Origin of the sequence: Streptomyces caniferus, assembly GCF_009811555.1 — a bacterium.
Classification (GTDB): Bacteria; Actinomycetota; Actinomycetes; order Streptomycetales; family Streptomycetaceae; genus Streptomyces; species Streptomyces caniferus.
In genome coordinates, this window is record NZ_BLIN01000003.1 from 648,463 (window position 1) to 665,444 (window position 16,982).

Annotated in this window: 15 protein-coding genes; 7 read left to right on the forward strand and 8 right to left on the reverse strand. The window is 72.4% G+C overall.

Annotated elements, in window-relative coordinates; translation table 11 throughout:
- Positions 1-27: 27 nt before the first annotated feature.
- The 4 genes from yczE (at position 28) to Scani_RS11625 (ending at position 3,718) form a co-directional block, all read left to right on the forward strand.
- Positions 28-747, forward strand: a complete 720-nt coding sequence (gene yczE, locus Scani_RS11610; protein ID WP_443098669.1) for a membrane protein YczE — start codon at positions 28-30, stop codon at positions 745-747.
- Positions 744-1,544: a glycerophosphodiester phosphodiesterase family protein gene (locus Scani_RS11615; RefSeq protein ID WP_174872667.1), complete on the forward strand. Its 801-nt coding sequence runs from the start codon at positions 744-746 to the stop codon at positions 1,542-1,544. Before yczE ends, Scani_RS11615 begins: the two co-directional genes overlap by 4 nt.
- A gap of 110 nt (positions 1,545-1,654) precedes the next feature.
- The gene (locus Scani_RS11620) at positions 1,655-3,028 is read left to right on the forward strand and encodes an MFS transporter (RefSeq protein ID WP_246295699.1); all 1,374 of its coding nucleotides are present in this window, start codon (positions 1,655-1,657) and stop codon (positions 3,026-3,028) included.
- A gap of 312 nt (positions 3,029-3,340) precedes the next feature.
- Entirely contained in the window at positions 3,341-3,718 is a 378-nt protein-coding gene (locus Scani_RS11625) for an RNA polymerase-binding protein RbpA (protein WP_026170122.1), read from the forward strand.
- A gap of 139 nt (positions 3,719-3,857) precedes the next feature.
- Here the strand turns inward: Scani_RS11625 and fxsA are convergent, their stop codons facing one another.
- The 5 genes from fxsA to Scani_RS11650 form a co-directional block, all read right to left on the reverse strand.
- Positions 3,858-4,460, reverse strand: coding sequence for an FxsA family membrane protein (fxsA, locus tag Scani_RS11630; protein ID WP_159473395.1), 603 nt, complete (start codon positions 4,458-4,460; stop codon positions 3,858-3,860).
- Between the two features lie 82 nt (positions 4,461-4,542).
- Positions 4,543-5,298 (reverse strand): polyprenol monophosphomannose synthase, encoded by a 756-nt coding sequence (locus Scani_RS11635; RefSeq protein ID WP_159473398.1) that lies wholly within the window; start codon positions 5,296-5,298, stop codon positions 4,543-4,545.
- The gene (gene lnt, locus Scani_RS11640; RefSeq protein WP_159473401.1) at positions 5,295-6,968 is read right to left on the reverse strand and encodes an apolipoprotein N-acyltransferase; all 1,674 of its coding nucleotides are present in this window, start codon (positions 6,966-6,968) and stop codon (positions 5,295-5,297) included. The genes Scani_RS11635 and lnt overlap by 4 nt, the downstream gene beginning before the upstream one ends.
- Before the next feature lie 559 nt (positions 6,969-7,527).
- Entirely contained in the window at positions 7,528-9,192 is a 1,665-nt protein-coding gene (locus tag Scani_RS11645) for an amidohydrolase (protein ID WP_159473404.1), read from the reverse strand.
- Positions 9,193-9,248: 56 nt separating this feature from the next.
- The gene (locus tag Scani_RS11650; RefSeq protein ID WP_086718334.1) at positions 9,249-9,689 is read right to left on the reverse strand and encodes an Lrp/AsnC family transcriptional regulator; all 441 of its coding nucleotides are present in this window, start codon (positions 9,687-9,689) and stop codon (positions 9,249-9,251) included.
- Positions 9,690-9,898: 209 nt separating this feature from the next.
- Between Scani_RS11650 and Scani_RS11655 the strand changes: the two genes are divergently transcribed.
- A complete protein-coding gene (locus Scani_RS11655; protein WP_159473407.1) occupies positions 9,899-10,324 on the forward strand; it encodes a hypothetical protein in 426 nt (141 codons plus the stop codon).
- A 35-nt stretch (positions 10,325-10,359) separates the two neighbouring features.
- Here Scani_RS11655 and Scani_RS11660 read toward each other — a convergent pair whose 3' ends face one another.
- Both Scani_RS11660 and Scani_RS11665 read right to left on the reverse strand, forming a co-directional pair.
- Positions 10,360-11,478 carry a phosphotransferase family protein gene (locus Scani_RS11660; RefSeq protein ID WP_159473410.1) on the reverse strand — a complete coding sequence of 373 codons (1,119 nt, stop codon included), beginning with the start codon at positions 11,476-11,478 and terminating at the stop codon, positions 10,360-10,362.
- A gap of 2 nt (positions 11,479-11,480) precedes the next feature.
- A complete protein-coding gene (locus Scani_RS11665; RefSeq protein WP_159473414.1) occupies positions 11,481-12,614 on the reverse strand; it encodes an Rv3169 family protein in 1,134 nt (377 codons plus the stop codon).
- Positions 12,615-12,791: 177 nt separating this feature from the next.
- On the opposite strand from Scani_RS11665, the gene Scani_RS11670 reads away from it, so the two are divergent.
- Positions 12,792-13,943 carry a pyridoxal-phosphate dependent enzyme gene (locus Scani_RS11670; protein WP_246295701.1) on the forward strand — a complete coding sequence of 384 codons (1,152 nt, stop codon included), beginning with the start codon at positions 12,792-12,794 and terminating at the stop codon, positions 13,941-13,943.
- A gap of 174 nt (positions 13,944-14,117) precedes the next feature.
- Here Scani_RS11670 and Scani_RS11675 read toward each other — a convergent pair whose 3' ends face one another.
- Positions 14,118-15,290 (reverse strand): acyl-CoA dehydrogenase family protein, encoded by a 1,173-nt coding sequence (locus Scani_RS11675; RefSeq protein ID WP_159473417.1) that lies wholly within the window; start codon positions 15,288-15,290, stop codon positions 14,118-14,120.
- 338 nt (positions 15,291-15,628) lie between these two features.
- On the opposite strand from Scani_RS11675, the gene Scani_RS11680 reads away from it, so the two are divergent.
- Positions 15,629-16,912 (forward strand): glycoside hydrolase family 18 protein, encoded by a 1,284-nt coding sequence (locus tag Scani_RS11680; RefSeq protein ID WP_159473420.1) that lies wholly within the window; start codon positions 15,629-15,631, stop codon positions 16,910-16,912.
- Positions 16,913-16,982 lie beyond the last annotated feature (70 nt).

The window sequence follows — 16,982 nt, forward strand, 5'->3', positions numbered from 1 at the left end:
CCGAGCCCGGACATGCCACATGGTGTCATGCGTCGGTCCAATCCTGCCAGGAGGGGGAAAATCGTGCCCATATTCAGGGAAACCGGCCCGGGAAGGGGACTGCCGGTGCGCCGGCTGGTCCAGCTCTACACGGGCCTGACGCTGTACGGCGTGAGCATGGGCCTGATGCTGCGGGCCGATCTCGGCCTGGAGCCGTGGAGCGTACTGAACCAGGGCATATCTCGCCATACGGGACTGACGATCGGCACGGTCACCATCGTGTCCGGCGTGCTGATCCTGCTGCTGTGGATCCCGCTGCGCCAGCGGCCCGGCCTGGGCACGGTGTCCAATGTGGTGATCCTCGGGCTGGTGATGGACGCGACGCTGGCCTGGACTCCGGAGCTGCACGCGCTGGGCGCGCGCATCCCGCTGCTGGTGGGCGCCGTCCTCCTCAACGGCGCCGCGACCGGTCTGTACATCTCCGCCCGTTTCGGTCCGGGGCCGCGGGACGGGCTGATGACCGGGCTGCATCTGCGGACCGGCCGCCCGGTGCGGCTGGTGCGGACCTGCATCGAGGTGACGGTGCTGGCGACCGGCTTCCTGCTCGGCGGGTCCGTCGGGGCCGGCACGGTGGTCTATGCGCTGGCCATCGGGCCGCTGGCGCAGTTCTTCCTCCGCCGCTTCGCGATCGAGGACGGGACCGTGACGCCCTCACCGGGGGTGGCCCGCGGAGAGGCTTCACCCGAGCACGCGATACTGCCGGAGTGACCCCAGCGATACGCATCCGCCACCCCTATCTCGACCACCCCGTACCGCTCCCCTTCGCCCACCGGGGCGGGGCGGCCGAGGGCCTGGAGAACACCGCCGCCGCCTTCCGCCGCGCGGTCGGCCTCGGCTACCGCTATCTGGAGACCGATGTGCATGCCACATCGGACGGCAGGCTCGTCGCCTTCCACGACGCGACGCTCGACCGCGTCACCGACACCCGCGGCGCGATCGGGCAGCTCCCCTGGCGGGCGGTGAGCCGGGCCCGGGTCGGCGGCCGGGAGCCGCTGCCGCTGTTCGAGGAGCTGCTGGAGGAGTTCCCCGACGCCCGCTGGAACGTCGACCTCAAGGCGGACGCCGCCCTCGCGCCGCTGCTCGGCCTGCTGCGCCGCACCAACGCCTGGGACCGGGTGTGTGTCGGTTCGTTCTCGGAGGCCCGGGTGGCCCGCGCCCAGCGGCTGGCCGGACGGCGGATGGCGAGCTCGCTCGGCACCCGCGGCGTGGCCGGCCTGCGGCTGCGGTCCTACGGCCGCGGGGTGCTGCCGCTGGACCGGCTGCTGGGGGCTGCGGTACGGCGCAGCGCGGTCTGCGTGCAGGTCCCCGAGCGGCAGTCCGGCCTCCCCGTCGTCGATCCGCTCTTCCTGCGCGCCGCGCACGCCCTGGGCATGCAGGTCCATGTCTGGACGGTCAATGACGCGGATCGGATGGCGGCACTCCTGGACCTCGGCGTGGATGGCATCATGACGGACCACATCGAGACGCTGCGGACGGTACTGACCGAGCGAGGGTGCTGGATCTAGGGCGGACACGCCCCGGCGCGATGCGCCCCGGACGGCAGGTGCGGACACGCTCGGGTGCCCGGGACCCTCGGCCGTCGGCCGCCGCGGTGCAGGGGGACAGGAAGACGGGGGTGGGCGTGGAGAGCGCACAGGCCGTGGCCGAGGGCGTGGACGATGCGGCCGCCCGGCGCCGTGAACAGCGCGGCTGGTACTGGTACGACTGGGCCAACAGCGTCTATTCGACGACCGTCCTGACCGTGTTCCTGGGGCCGTATCTGACCTCGGTGGCGAAGGCCGCGGCGGACTCGGACGGCTTTGTGCACCCTTTGGGCATCCCGGTGCGCGCGGGCTCCTTCTACGCGTACGCGGTGTCCGCGTCGCTGCTGCTGTCGGTGCTGGCGATGCCGCTCGCCGGGGCGCTGGCCGACCGGACCGGGCGGAAGAAGCCGCTGCTGGGCTGCTGCGCCTACACGGGTGCCGCGGCGACCACGGGGATGTTCTTCCTGGACGGCGAGCGCTATCTGCTGGGCGGTGCGCTGCTGGTCCTCGCGAATGTGTCGTTCGTGGTGTCGATGATGCTCTACAACTCCTTCCTGCCGCAGATCGCCCGGCCCGACGAACGGGACGCGGTCTCCTCCCGCGGCTGGGCGTTCGGCTACGCGGCCGGGGCGCTGGTCCTCGTCGCCAATCTGGTCCTCTACGGCGCGCACGACTCCTTCGGCCTGTCCACGGGCACGGCGGTGCGTATCTGCCTGGCCTCGGCGGGCCTGTGGTGGGGCGCGTTCTCGGTGATTCCGCTGCGCCGGCTGCGCGACCGGCGGGCAGCGGCCGAGGCGCCCGCCGCGGCCGGCGCCGCCACGCTCGGCCAGGGATGGCGGCAACTGCGGGAGACGCTGCGCACCATGCGCCGCCATCCCCTCACCCTTTCCTTCCTCCTCGCCTACCTCGTCTACAACGACGGGGTGCAGACGGTGATCACCCAGGCCTCCGTGTACGGGTCCGAGGAGCTCGGCCTTGACCAGACGACGCTGATCGTGGCGGTCCTCCTGGTCCAGGTGCTGGCCGCGGCGGGCGCCCTGCTGATGGGGCGCCTCGCCGGACGGTACGGCGCACAGCGGACGATCCTGGGCTCGCTGGTGGCGTGGGTGCTGACGATCGCGGCCGGCTACTTCCTGCCCGCACGGGCACCCGGGTGGTTCTTCGGGCTGGCCGTCGGCATCGGCCTGGTCCTGGGCGGAAGCCAGGCGTTGTCCCGTTCGCTCTTCTCCCATCTGGTGCCGCGCGGCAAAGAGGCGGAATACTTCTCCGCGTACGAGATGAGCGACCGGGGGGTGAGCTGGCTGGGACCACTGGTGTTCGGGGTGGCCTATCAGCTCACCGGGAGCTACCGGGATGCGATCGTGTCCCTGGTGGCGTTCTTTGTGATCGGATTTGTCCTGTTGGCAAGGGTGCCGGTGGGGCGGGCGATCGCCGCGGCCGGAAATCCGGTGCCTGACCGGATTTAGTCCCAGGGCGCGCGGGGCGGTAGTGTACGCCTTTGGCTCACCAGGCGGACCGTTACTGCGCGCTTGACTAGGGAAGGCGCTGGGTGACATCTGCTGCTAGATGTGACAAACCGGGCGCTGGTGGGTACAACAAGGGGCGGCACGAAGGAAGGCAGCGGCGCACAGCGCCTCCATCATGGGCGGTGGTGGGCGACGGGTGGGCGCATGTCCCGAATTTCGATTACGGGAATCTTCACCGCCGACCGGACGTTGACCGGATGACGACGACAGCGACACCTGTCCTGTGGGCGACAAGCCCGGGAGGCACGATTCATGAGTGAGCGAGCTCTCCGCGGCACGCGACTCGTGGTGACCAGCTACGAGACCGACCGCGGCATCGACCTGGCCCCGCGCCAGGCGGTGGAGTACGCATGCCAGAACGGACATCGATTCGAGATGCCGTTCTCGGTTGAGGCCGAGATTCCGCCGGAGTGGGAGTGCAAGGTATGTGGTGCACCTTCGCTTCTGGTGGATGGCGATGGCCCTGAGGAGAAGAAGGGTAAGCCCGCGCGTACGCACTGGGACATGCTCATGGAGCGGCGCACCCGCGAGGAGCTCGAGGAGGTGCTGGCCGAACGGCTGGCAGTCCTGCGCTCCGGCACCATGAACATTGCCGTGCATCCGCGCGACAGCAACCGCAAGTCCGCCTGACAACGGACCTGCGCCAAGCAGCACGAAGGGCCGGGGCCACCGCACTGCGCGGTGGCCCCGGCCCTTGCTGCGTCTTTGACCCTTGCCACGTCGCCCGCCCGCTCGGGGCGGGCGACGTGGCAAGGCCGGCCGGTCGGCCTCAGCCGGTCAGCGGCGGGTCCTGACGGCGCGGGGCGGACGGCTCGTCGTCACGGATGACCTCGCCCTGGACGACCTTGCCGTCGGGGCGGTGCATCCGGGCCTGCTGGAAGGCGTCGCCGAACGAGCCCGGCGCGTAGCCCGTGCGCCGGTTCAGCAGCTTCTCGGTCCGGCGCTGGATCAGCTTCCCGGTCGGCGGGAAGAGGAAGAGCAGCCCCAGTGCGTCGGACACCAGCCCGGGGAGCATCAGCAGCAGCCCGCCGGCCATCGGGAGCGTGTTGCCGCTGCCCGGCTTGCTGTCCCCGGAGGCTCGCTTGCCGGACGAGGCGGCGTCGCCGGGAGCCGACGGACCGCCGGTGGCCTGCAGGCTCTCCGCGAGGTTGCGCCAGGCACGACGGCCGGCCCGCTTGACCACATAACCGCCGACGATCACCCCGGCGACCAGCAGGAGAAAGACCGTCAGGCCGTTGGTGGCCCCGGCGACCACGGTCAGCAGCCAGATCTCCAGGACCATCCAGGCGGCAATGCCCAAGGGAACGAACCGGCGGGCGCGCGAGCGCTGGGGCGGGCGGGGACTCGGCGATGGCGTGGCTCCGAACGTCATGCCTCAAGTGTGCCTGGCCCCCGCCGTCACCCCCGGTGAGGGTCGCGCGGGACGGATCATCTCCGGGCCGCCGGGCGCGGCGTCAGCGGCCGCGGATCTTGTCCACCCGGGAACCGACGCCCCAGGCCGTGACCCGCCACAGCGCCTCCACGACGATGTCGCGGCTCATCTTGCTGTCGCCCAGTTCCCGTTCGACGAACGTGATCGGCACCTCGACGACGTGGTAGCCGGCCTGCACGGCACGGCGGGCGAGGTCGACCTGGAAGCAGTAGCCCTGCGAGGCCACGTCGTCCAGACCCAGCCCCTTGAGGGCCTCGGCGCGAAAGGCACGGTAGCCGCCGGTGATGTCGCGCAGCGGCAGGTCCAGCGCCAGCCGCGAGTACGTGCTGCCCCCGCGGGAGATGAGCTGGCGGTACTTGGGCCAGTTGACGGTGCGGCCACCGGGCACCCAGCGCGACCCGAGGACGAGATCGGCGCCCTTGAGGGCGGTGAGCAGCCGCGGCAGCTCCTCGGGCTGGTGCGAGCCGTCGGCGTCCATCTCGACCAGCACGTCGTAGCCGTGGTCGATGCCCCAGTGGAAGCCCGCGAGGTAGGCGGCGCCGAGGCCTTCCTTGCCCTTGCGGTGCAGGACGTGGACCTGCTCGTCGTCGGCGGCCAGTTCGTCGGCGAGCTTGCCGGTGCCGTCCGGGCTGTTGTCGTCCGCGACGAGGACATGCGCCGTGGGGACGGCGGACCGCACCCGCGAGACGATCGGCTTGATGTTCTCCGCCTCGTTGTACGTCGGAATGATCACCAACGTGGTGCCGAGCGGACCGTACTGCCGCTGCCCGTCTGTCACTGCTGTCCCTTCTCGTCCTTCGTACGCCCGCGCCTGCCGACGACTACGGCGCCGGCGCAGGACAGAAGCCCCACGATAGCGAGCACCCACTCGGGAGCGGCACCGACGCGGTCGGCGAGCGACGTTTCGTCCCGCAGCGGAATCCGCGCGGACACCACGCCGCGGGTGAACTCGGGGATCCGGTGGGTGATCTTGCCATCCGGGGCGACCACGGCGCTGATCCCGCTGGTGGCCGCGGTGACCACGGCCCGGCCGTGCTCGACGGCGCGCAGCTTGGACATCGCCAGCTGCTGCTCGGGCTGGCCGGAACCGCCGTAGGTGGCGTTGTTGGTCTGGATCACCAGGGCGCGGGCGCCCGCGTCGACGGTGTCGTGCACGATCTGGTCGTAGGCGACCTCGAAGCAGATCACGTCGCCGAGCCGGGCGGGGCCGACGTGGAGCACGCCGGTGTGGTCACCGGGGTAGAAGTCGCGGGGCACCCGCTGGAAACGCGTGATGACCTTGCTGAGCTGCTCGCGGAACGGCACGTACTCGCCGAACGGCACCGGGTGCTGCTTGGTGTAGGAAGCGCCCGGCCCCTTCTTCGGGTCCCAGACGATGCCCTCGTTGAAGACATAGCCCTTCTTGGAGGGGTGGTCGACAAGGGCGCCGACGAGGACGGGCACTCCGATGGCCTTCACGGCCTCGTCGATCCGGTCGTAGGCCTGCGGGTACTGGTACGGGTCGAGGTCGGAGGAGTTCTCCGGCCAGATGACCAGGTCCGGCTTCTTGGCCCGGCCGGCCTTGACGTCGGCGGCGAGCTTCTCGGTGGCCTTGGCATGGTTGTCGGTGATCATCATGGGGCGGCCCAGGAAGTCCATGCCGGGCTGCTGGACGTTGCCCTGGACGACAGCGATGTCAACGGTGTCGTCGGCCTTCGTGGGAACGGGCACCAGGACGCCCGCCAGGGTCACCGCGGCGGCGAGCCCGAACGCTTCCAGTGCCGGGACGGCCCGGCGCAGCGATCCGTTGGCGCGCAACTGCCAGAGGGCGGCGGCGCAGGCGGCGAGCAGCGCGCCGGCCAGCGCGACGGCGAAGGTCACCAGCGGGGCGCCGCCGAGCGCGGCGAGCGGGGTGAACGGCGAGCCGGTGTGGGCGAAGGCGAGCCGGCCCCACGGGAATCCGCCGAACGGCAGCCGGTCGCGGGCCCATTCCTCGGCGACCCACAGGCAGGCGGACCACAGGGGCCAGCCCGGCAGCCGGGAGGTGAGGGCGAGCGCCGCGCCCAGCAGCGTCAGGAAGAGCGCCTCGGCGACCGAGAGGCCGAACACCGCGTCCCAGCCGACGACATGGAGCCACTTCAGCAGGATCAGGAAGAACGGCAGCCCGAAGGCGAAGCCCGTCCAGGCGCCCTGGCGCGCGGTGCGGCCGCGGGTCAGCAGCGACAGCGCGGCGACGGCCGCCAGGGACAGCGGCCACAGGTCGTACGGCGGGAAGGCCAGACCGAGCGCGATGCCGAAGAGGGCCGCAAGACCGGTGCGCAGCGCCTCCCTGCGGGCCAGGGCGGCGAGGCGCCGGACCCGCCCTGGGCGCGCGGGCGCCGCGGTGGCGCCCGTCTCGGCGCTGGGCACCGGGCCGTCGGGCGAGGTGCCGCTGACGGCTTCTTCGGTGGTGTCGGAACCCGATGGCACGGTCGCGGGCCTTCCTGCAGGTCGTGCGGTGGTGAGCTGACCGTACATCGGGAGGCCGGGATTGCGGATACGGGGTGCACAAAAGGTGAAGGGGGCACCGCGGAGGGTGCGGGCGGGCCGCGGTGCGGTTAGGGGCCCGGTGCCCTTCGGGCCGACCTGGGACCCGCTGGCTGCGGGTCGACCGAAAGCCGTTGTCTACTGAGCGTCCGGGCCCCACCCGGGTCGCACCGTCCCCCAGGCTCTCGAGGAGCAGGGAGGGACCCCCATCCAGCCGAAACACTCCGTTGTCCCGTGCCGCTGGTGCTGGACCTGGCTCCCAGTGGCGGTGTGCCCAGTGGCGCACCGCCCCATGGCCCAGCTGCGTTCGACGACTGCGCGGAGGTCTCCCGGTCGGACGTCCTGGTGGTGGACTCGGCCGAACCTACCGGCCGTCGACCGTCTGCTGTCAACAGGTGCTCTGCCTGCGTCGTTTTCGCGTCGCCCCAGGTCAGCCGCGAGCGCCCCCAAGTGAGGCAAGGAGCGCCAAGCGCAGCCCGCGTCGGCACCTGCCCGCACGATGTCACTCGTTCGGCGGCCCGAAGACCGTTCGCCCGCCGACGACCGTGGTCAGGCAGACCGGGAGGTCGTTGCCGGGGGTGAGATCGGGCAGGCCAGGGGTGCCGGAGCGGGGGTCGGTGGACCAGCGCTGCACCCGCTCGTCGGGGGCCTGGACGACCAGGTCGCCGGTGCGCCAGACCGCGTAGTCGGCCGGGGCGCCGGGCACCAGGACGCCCGCGTCGTCCCGGCCGATGGCGCGCCAGCCGCCGCGGGTGTGGGCGGTGAACGCGGCGCGGGCGGAGATGCCGTGGGCGCGGGTGCGGTGGAAGACGGCGGCGCGCACGGTGCCCCAGGGGTCGAGCGGGGTGACCGGGCTGTCGGACCCGAGCGCGAGCGGGACACCGGCCTTGAGCAGCGCGGCGTACGGGTTGAGGGTGCGGGCCCGGTCGGCTCCGAGGCGGGCCGCGTACATGCCCTCCGCGCCGCCCCACGCCGCGTCGAAGGCGGGCTGGACGGAGGCGGTCAGGGCCAGTTCGGCGAAGCCGGCGATGGTCTGCTCGGTGAGCATCTCGGCATGTTCGACGCGGTGCCGGGCGGCACGGACACGGTCCAGGCCGATCCGGTCGGCGGCGGCGCGCACACCGGCGACGACGCTGGTGAGGGCGGCGTCGCCGATGGCGTGGAAGCCCGCCTGGAGCCCGGCCTCGGTGCAGGCGGCGACATGGGCGGCTACGGCCTCGGCGTCGAGCTGGGCGGCGCCGGTGTGCGCGGCGTCCGCGTAGGGGGCGTGCAGGTGGGCGGTGTGGGAGCCGAGCGAGCCGTCGGCGAACAGATCGCCCGCCGCGCCGAGGGCCCCGAGGTCACGGATACGCTCCGCGTCCTTTGCGGATGCGATGGCCTCGGCCCAGTAGCCGACGACGCGCGGGCCGTTGCCCTCGCGGGCCAAGGCGAGCAGGCCCGTGAAGTCGTCCTCGCCGGAGATGTCGGGGCCCGCGCACTCGTGGATGCTGCCGATGCCGAGCGAGGCGGCGCGGGCGAGCGCGGCGGCCTGGGCCTCGGCCCGCTGGGCGGGGGTGACGGTGGCGTACGCGGCCTTGCGCACCGCGTGGTGGGCGGCACCGGTCAGCGGGGCGCCGTCGCGGAACCCGTCCAGGTCGCGGATGCCGGGGACCAGATCCAGCAGCGCCGTGGTCACGACCGCGGAGTGCACGTCGACCCGGGTGAGGTAGAGCGGACGGCCACCGGCGGCCGCGTCCAGCTCCGCGCGCGACGGCGGGCGTCCCTCCGGCCAGACGCCGGCGTCCCAGCCGTGTCCGAGCAGAATCCGGTCCGCCGGACGTGCGTCCGCGTAGTCGCGGATCCGGGCGAGTGCGTCGGACAGCGTGCCGACCCCGACCAGATCGAGGCCGGTGAGCGCCAGGCCGGTCGCCGTGGTGTGCACATGTGCGTCCGTGAACGCCGGGGTGACCAGCGCACCGTCGAGCTGGACGATCTCGTCCACGCCCTCGGCGAAGGAGTCGGCCGCGCCCTCCTCGCCGACCCAGGCGATGCGGTCGCCCTCCACGACCATGGCGGTGGCGAAGGGGTCCGCGGGGCTGTGCACCTCACCACCGCGCAGCAGGACGGTGCGGGGCGGGACCGGGCGGGAATCGGGCTGCCGGACCGGGTGGGAAAGGTGCTCGCTCATACCGGACAGTTTGGCCCCTGCGGACGGACGGGCCGCGCGCAGGGGGGCGCTTGCCGTCAGATGCGCGGCGGGCGGGCCTCGTAGGGCGTGGAGAGCACGACCGTGGTGCGGGTCGAGACGCCGGCGAGGGTGCGTATACGGGTGAGCAGATGCTCCAGCTCCAAGGGGGTGGCGACCCGCACCTTGAGGATGTAGTTCTCGTCGCCCGCGACGCTGTGGCAGGCCTCCAGCTCGGGGACCTCGGCCAGGCGGTCGGCGATGTCGTCCGGCGCGCTGGGGTCGAAGGGTTTGACCGAGATGAAGGCGGTGAGCGGCAGGCCCACGGCTTCGGGGTCCACGAGGGCGGCATAGCCCCGGATGACACCGCGCTGCTCGAGACGGCGCACCCGCTGGTGCACCGCCGAGGTGGACAGGCCGGTGGCCTTGCCCAGGTCGGTGTAGCTCATCCGCCCGTCCTTGACGAGCAGATCCACGATTTGTCGGTCCAACTCCTCCACCCGTTCAACCTACTGTGCGCGGGGGCGTATGCGCACCGTGCGCCGGATCGTGGACCCCTCCGCGCCGGTCCGTGTGACCAATGCCACAGGCGTGATCCGGTGTCGAGGGGGTGCCGGCGATTATGCGTGCGGCATGAAGGGAATTGCTGCTGGTGGCCGGGACCGCCCGTCACAGGAAGTCAGCGGTACGACCGGCCCACCCGAGGGGGATGGACATCATGCGACGCCTTGAGCAGGACTCCGCTGCCGCACACACCGGCGCCCAGGAGGGCGAATATCCCGGCGGCCCCGGCGACGACGGTGCTGACGACTCTTTCGACACCTATGAGATCTACCGGGTGACCTGCCCCGACTGCCTGCAGCCGATCGGGCTGCTGGCGGACGAGGACACCCTCCCGGAGCACGCCCTGTGCGCCTCGCCGTGGAACCCGTTCGGCCTGACGGTGTGCCAGGGCTCCGGGCGGACGGCGTCCGAGGCTCCCCGGACCGCCGACACCCTGGACACCCGGGAACAGGACGCGGCCATGCTGCTGACGCTCCCGGAGAGCCTGGACTGGCGCCGCCAGCCGTTCTCGCACCTCGGCGGGCCCGGGACCCGGCCGGTCCGGGTGCCGCGGATGCGCCCGCTCGCCTGAGCACGCCGGCCGGCCCGTAGGACCGGCGGCCGGTCTCACCAGTAACGGCCCTCGATCATCGCCTCCAGGGTGTCCCGGTGGAGGATCAGCGCATCGGCGTCGGCCGGGGCCGGTATCTCGCCGAAGTGCACCCGGCGGTAGGCCACGCGCAGCATGACGATGGCGTGCCGCAGAGCCGCGTAGAGGGTGTGGAACTCCATCTCGCGGGGCGGGTGTCCGGTCAGCCGTGCATAGCGGCTCTCGACGCGGTCGCGGCACAGGAAGCCGGGCAGTCCCCGTTGGCCGCCGCTCTCGGCGAGGTCCTGGAAGAAGCGGTGGAGGAAGACCATCCAGCCCAGGTCGAGTTCACGGGGCCCGAGGGCGGCCATCTCCCAGTCGAGTACGGCCGTCGGCTCGAAGCCGTCGTAGACGATATTGCCGATCCTGGCGTCGCCCCAGCTCAGCACGGTCTCACCGGGGTCCGACGGCCAGAGCTCGGCCAGCCGGGCGAAGCCGCGCTCGATGAGCGGTGAGCGGGGGCGGCCGTCGACGACCCATTGGTAGTAGGCCTGTTGGTCCTCCACATGCCGCTGCAGCGCGCTCCCCGTACCGGAGGAGGCGAGGAATTCCGCGGCGCCGGGCGGGACCTGGTCGTGCAGCCGGGCGAGGACCGAGACGCTGGCGGCTTCCAGCCGGTCGCGCTCGGCGTCGGTGGCGTCGTACAGCCAATTCCCCTCGTACGTATAGGGCATGACGTCCGGCGGGACGCGGCCGACGGCGCGCGTCATGACGAAGAACGGCGCGCCGAGGTGCACCGGGTCCTCTTCGAGCCAGAGGGTGCGGGGCACGGGCAGGTCGGTGTGTGCGGCGACCAGGCGCATGGTGCGGTACTGCCGGGCCATGTCGTACCGCGGGAAGACGGTGTAGGCGGCGGGGTCGGCGGCGAGGCGCAGTGCGCAGGAGACGGGGGCGTGCGAGGCCGGGAGCCCGGGGGACGGCGAGTGGGGGTGGTCGATGTCGAAGAGCAGGGTCTCGCTGGACATGCCGTTGGAGTCCGGGACGGCGGCGGCGACGGCGCGGGCGCCGGGGAGCCGGGTGCCGAGCCAGGCGGTGAGCCGGTGGGTGAGCTCTTCGGGGTCGCGGGTGGTGGTGCGAGGACGGGGCGCCGTGGTCATCGTCAGGCCTCCTGGGCGACGGAGTCATAGCCGGTGAAGCCGCTCGGGTCGTGCCGGCCGAAGCTGCCGTGCTCGAAGATGCCGTAGCCGGTCCGGCCGTCGAGGGTGAAGCGGGCGGCGTGGTCGGTGACTCCGTAGGCGGCGAGGGGGTGGGCGGCCGGGTCGGAGAGGTCGTAGCTGCGGCGGTCGGTCCAGCCGCGGCCCCGCCAGGTGCCGTGCTGCCAGTCCTCGGCGCTCGCGGGAGGGTAGCCGGCGCCCACGGCGAGGGGTGAGGAGGTGAGGATCTCGGCGGTGAGTTCGCGGGGGGTGCGGTCCGGGCCGGTGAGGTGGATGACGGCGCGCTCGGGGTGGCGGGTGCCCGGACGGTAGCCGATGTCGGTGTGCGGCCAGCCGAGTTGGGTGTCGTGGGTGCCGTCGCGGATCATGGTCGCCTCGTTCAGGGTGCGGTGGCCGTCGGCGTCCTCCTGGACGATGACCATCACGAAGCGGTCGTCGAAGCGCACCGGGCACCAGATCCAGTGGAAGCCCTCGGGGCGCAGCTCCTCGGCCGCCCGCCCGGCGTCCTCACCGGCGATCGGGCGGACGCCCCAGCTGCGGTCGCGGGTGCCGGTCCACTCCCCCGCCGTGACGGCGAGTTCCTGGCCGGCGACGCGGATGCTGCCGCTGCAGGTGCCCGCCTGGACGAACCGCCGGCCTTCGAGCAGCAGCCGGTCGCCGCGGTACTGGGTGTGGTGCGGCTCCCAGGTGGCGGGGAACGCCGCGGTCCAGGTCAGGTCGTACGCCAGGCCGTCCGGGTCGTCGGGGTCCGCGTCGCAGGTCAGCCGCAGGCGGGCGAGCGGCTCCTCGACGGTGATGGTGAGCGGGCCGACGGTGAGCGCGAGGCGGTCGTCGCCGAGTGCGTCGGAGGCCCGTACGGCGTGCAGCCGGTCGCCGAGGCGGAGGGTGGCATAGGCGTCGATGACGCCGGTGTTGGGGTAGACGCCGAGACCGGCGATCAGCAGCGCGCGGCCGGAGTGGTCCATGACGTGGAAGATGCAGCGGTCGTAGGCGTTGCGGTCGCCGGTGGCGACATGGCGCATGGACAGCGGGACCTGGTGGATCGGGTACTCGTCGAGCGCGATCGGGCGGTCGGGCACGGTCTCCTCCTGGGCGCACGGTCGGCAGGGAGATGCCCGGGAAAGGGCCCCCACGGCGGGAGTTGACGGTACGTCAGCTCAGGACGGACGACCAGACCCGAAAAATTGAGTAGGGGGTCAATCGGCCTTACACCTGTTACCGTTCGGGACGATACCGGACCGACCCCTGGAGCCACGGTGACCTCACGACCTCCTCTGCACTGCCTGCGCTGCGCCCGCGCCGCGGACAGCTTCGCCGGGTGCCGGACCTGCGCCGCGGAGGGCATCGGCGTCAACACGATGCCGCCGCTCGCGGATCTGGCCGGTGTGGACCTCGCCGCGTACCCGGGCGGGCCGTGGGGTCTGCCGACGGCCCTGCCGGTATCCGGCCCGCCGGTTACGCTCGGCGAGGGCAACACCCCGTGCGTGAGGCTGCGGACGGACCGGGACCAGGGCGGCTCGGCCGAAGGGGAGTTGTGGCTGAAATACGAGGGCGCGAACCCGACCGGTTCCCACAAGGACCGGGCGATGGCCGTCGGGGTCGCCGCCGCGGTGGCAGCGGGCGCCGACACCGTGGTCGCCGCGTCGTCCGGCAATGCGGGGGCGGCGGCCGCGGCGTATGCGGCACGGGCCGGCCTGCGCTGTGTGGTGTTCACCAACGAGAGGGTGCCGGCCGGACTCCGGGCCCAGATCGACGCGCTGGGCGCCGAGCGCAGGGTGCACCCGGGCGCCGCCGGCGCCCGCAACGCGGCAATGGCACAGGCCGTCGAAGAACACCACTGGTACCCGCTGACCAGCTACTCCTCGCCCTCGCCCGGCGGGAATCCCTACGCCAACGAGGGCTACAAGTCGGTCGCCTACGAGCTGGCGCGGGACTTCGCCGGGCGGTGGCTGGACGCGGTGGTGGTGCCCACCAGCCGGGCGGATCTGCTGGCCGGAATCGGCCGTGGTTTCCGGGAGTTGGCGGCCGCGGGGCTGATCGCGCACGAGCCGAGGCTGGTGGCCGCTGAACCGTCCGCCGCGGCGCCGTACACCGCCGCGCTGCGCCGCCCGGACCGCGCGGAGCAGGAGCGTACGCGGGTGGCGGCACAGCCGACGGTGGCGTTCTCCCTCGGGGAGGAGCGGCCCTGCTGGCAGGGGCTCGACGCGCTGTGGCGCACCGCGGGCGCGGCCGTCGCGCTGGACGACGAGGCGATCACGGCGGAGGGGCGGAGGCTGGCGGCGGAGGGCCTGGTCCTGGAGCCGTCCTCGGCCGTCGGGTCCGCCGTGGCCCGGGATCTGGCCCGTACGCCCGGCTCGATGGTGGTCGCCATCGGGACGGCGACGGGGCTCAAGGGTCTGGTGGGCTGAGACCGGGCGGTCGGGGCCGGGAGTCGCGAGACCGGACGCACGGGCCGGCGAACCGGCATACGGAAGGCCCGGCGGGCGAGGAGCGTCCGGTGCGGGGGGCCAGCGCCCGCCGGGCGGCAGGGGCGGACCGGAGGCCCCAGGTCACCCCGGCCCTCGCCCCGCCCCCGCCCCTACTCAACGCGTCTCGGGCCCCGCGAGGTGGCGGGCGATCACCATCCGCTGGATCTGGTTGGTGCCCTCGACGATCTGCAGGACCTTGGCCTCGCGCATATAGCGCTCGGCCGGGAAGTCGAGGGTGTAGCCGTAGCCGCCGAGGAGCTGGACGGCGTCGGTGGTCACCCGCATCGCGGTGTCCGTGCAGAACAGCTTGGCCATCGCCGCTTCCTTGGAGAACGGCAGACCGGCGTCGCGCAGCCGGGCGGCGGTGAGGTAGAGGGCGCGGCCGGCCTCGATCTGGGTCGCCATGTCGGCGAGCATGAAGCGCAGGCCCTGGAAGTCGACGATCGGGCGGCCGAATTGCTGCCGTTCGGCGGTGTACGCGAGCGCCTCGTCCAGCGCCGCCTGGGCGACACCGACGGCGCAGGCCGCGATGCCCAGGCGCCCGGAGTCCAGGGCGGACAGGGCGATGGCGAAGCCCTGCCCCTCGTCCCCGAGGCGGCGGGAGTCGGGGATGCGGACGGCGTCGAAGTGCAGCTGGGCCGTCGGGGAACCCTTCATGCCCATCTTGCGCTCGGGCGCCGCGGCGCTGAGACCCTCGGCGTCGCCGGGAACGAGGAAGGCGGTGATGCCATGGGCGCCGCCGCCGCCGGTCCGGGCCAGCACGGTGTAGAAGTCGGCGACGCCGCCGTGGGTGGTCCAGGCCTTGGTGCCCTCCAGCCGCCAGGTGTCGCCCTCCCGGGTCGCCCGGGTGGTCAGGGATGCGGCATCGGAGCCCGAGGAGGGCTCGGAGAGGCAGTAGGCGCCGACGAGTCCGCCGCCGAGCATGTCCGGCAGGTGTTCGGCGCGCTGCTCCTTGGTGCCGTAGCCGGCGAGCGCATGGCAGGCGAGGGTGTGCACGCTGACGCCGAGGCCGACGGTGAGCCGGGCGGCGGCGAGTTCCTCCAGAACCTGGAGATAGACCTCGTAGGGCTGTCCGCCGCCGCCGAACTCCTCGTCGTAGGGCAGCGAGAGCAGTCCGGATTCCGACAGCAGTGTGAAGGTCTCGCGCGGGAAGTGCCCGGCGTCCTCCTCCTCGGCGGCCGTCGGCCTGATCTCGCGCTCGGCGAGCTCACGTACGAGGGTCAACAGGTCGCGGGCTTCCTCCGTGGGCAGCCTGCGGTCCACCGGCCGGGGGCCGTACTCGGTCATGGCGGCGCTCTCCTCCCTGTCGGGCGCTGCGGCGACACGCGCGGGGTGGGCGGCGGCGCCGGTTTCGTCGTGCCAGGCCGATGATCGCGTTCCGGGTCGCGGAAGGCGATGACCTGCGGCGGTGGCGCTAGGAGTATGCCCGATCGGCGGCCCCGCGTCACGGGTTGATCATCACGGACTGCGGGAATCCGGTCCGCGCACCGGCCGGTCGCCGAATTGGTCCGAACCATTGACTCACTGGTCTAGTCCTTCTACCTTCTCCTCCAACGTTCAACGCGTTCATGCCAATTCGGAACGCAGGTCAGGCTCCACCCCTCGCCCCCCTCCGAGGAGACGACATGCTCAGACCGCACCGGATGCGCTCACCGCACAGAGTGATCGCCGCCGCCACCGCGCTGTGTACGGCGGCGCTGGCCGGCACCCTGCTCGCCGGACCGGCCGCCGCCGACCCGGCGGGCGCCCGCACCGCGCAGCACCCGTCCACGGCCGCCGCGCCGTCGGCGAAGCCCGCCGCGGCGGGCGGCAAGGTCGTCGGATACTTCACCAACTGGGGTGTCTACGACCGCAATTACCACGTCAAGAACATCGAGACCTCGGGCTCGGCGGCCAAGCTGACCCACATCAACTACGCCTTCGGCAACGTCCAGGGCGGCAGGTGCGCCATCGGCGACTCCTACGCCGACTACGACAAGGCCTACACCGCCGACCAGAGCGTCGACGGCAAGGCGGACACCTGGGACAACGGAGCGCTGCGCGGCAACTTCAACCAGCTGCGCAAGCTCAAGAAGCTGCACCCGGGCCTCAAGGTGATCTGGTCGTTCGGCGGCTGGACCTGGTCGGGCGGCTTCGGCGAGGCCGCCAAGAACCCCGACGCGTTCGCGCAGTCCTGCCTCGACCTGGTCGAGGACAAGCGCTGGGCGGATGTCTTCGACGGCATCGACATCGACTGGGAGTACCCCAATGCCTGCGGCCTGACCTGCGACACCAGCGGCCGGGACGCCTTCACCAAGGTCATGCGGGCGCTGCGGTCGAAGTTCGGCCAGGGCAATCTGGTGACCGCGGCGATCACGGCGGACGCCTCGGCCGGCGGCAAGATCGACGCGGCCGACTATGCGGGCGCGGCGCAGTACGTCGACTGGTACAACCCGATGACGTACGACTACTTCGGCGCCTGGGACGCCAAGGGCCCGACGGCGCCGCACTCCCCGCTCACGCCGTACAGCGGCATCCCGAAGGCCGGCTTCAACAGCACCGACACCATCGCCAAGCTCAAGGGCCTCGGCGTCCCGGCGGGCAAACTGCTGCTGGGCATCGGCTTCTACGGCCGTGGCTGGTCGGGTGTCACCCAGGCCACGCCGGGCGGCACCGCGACGGGTGCGGCCCCGGGCAAGTACGAGGCGGGCATCGACGACTACAAGGTGCTCAAGAGCCGCTGCCCGGCCACCGGCAAGGTGGGCGGCACCGCCTATGCCAAGTGCGGCGACCAGTGGTGGAGCTATGACACCCCGGAGACCATCGGGACGAAGATGGCCTACAAGGACGCGCAGGGCCTGGGCGGCACGTTCTTCTGGGAGCTGAGCGGCGACACCACCAACGGTGAGCTGATCAAGGCGATCAGGTAGGCCCCGGAGAGCGCGGAGCGGGACGGGCGGGAGGCGGCGGCCTCCCGCCCGTTCGTCGTACGGCGGCGGC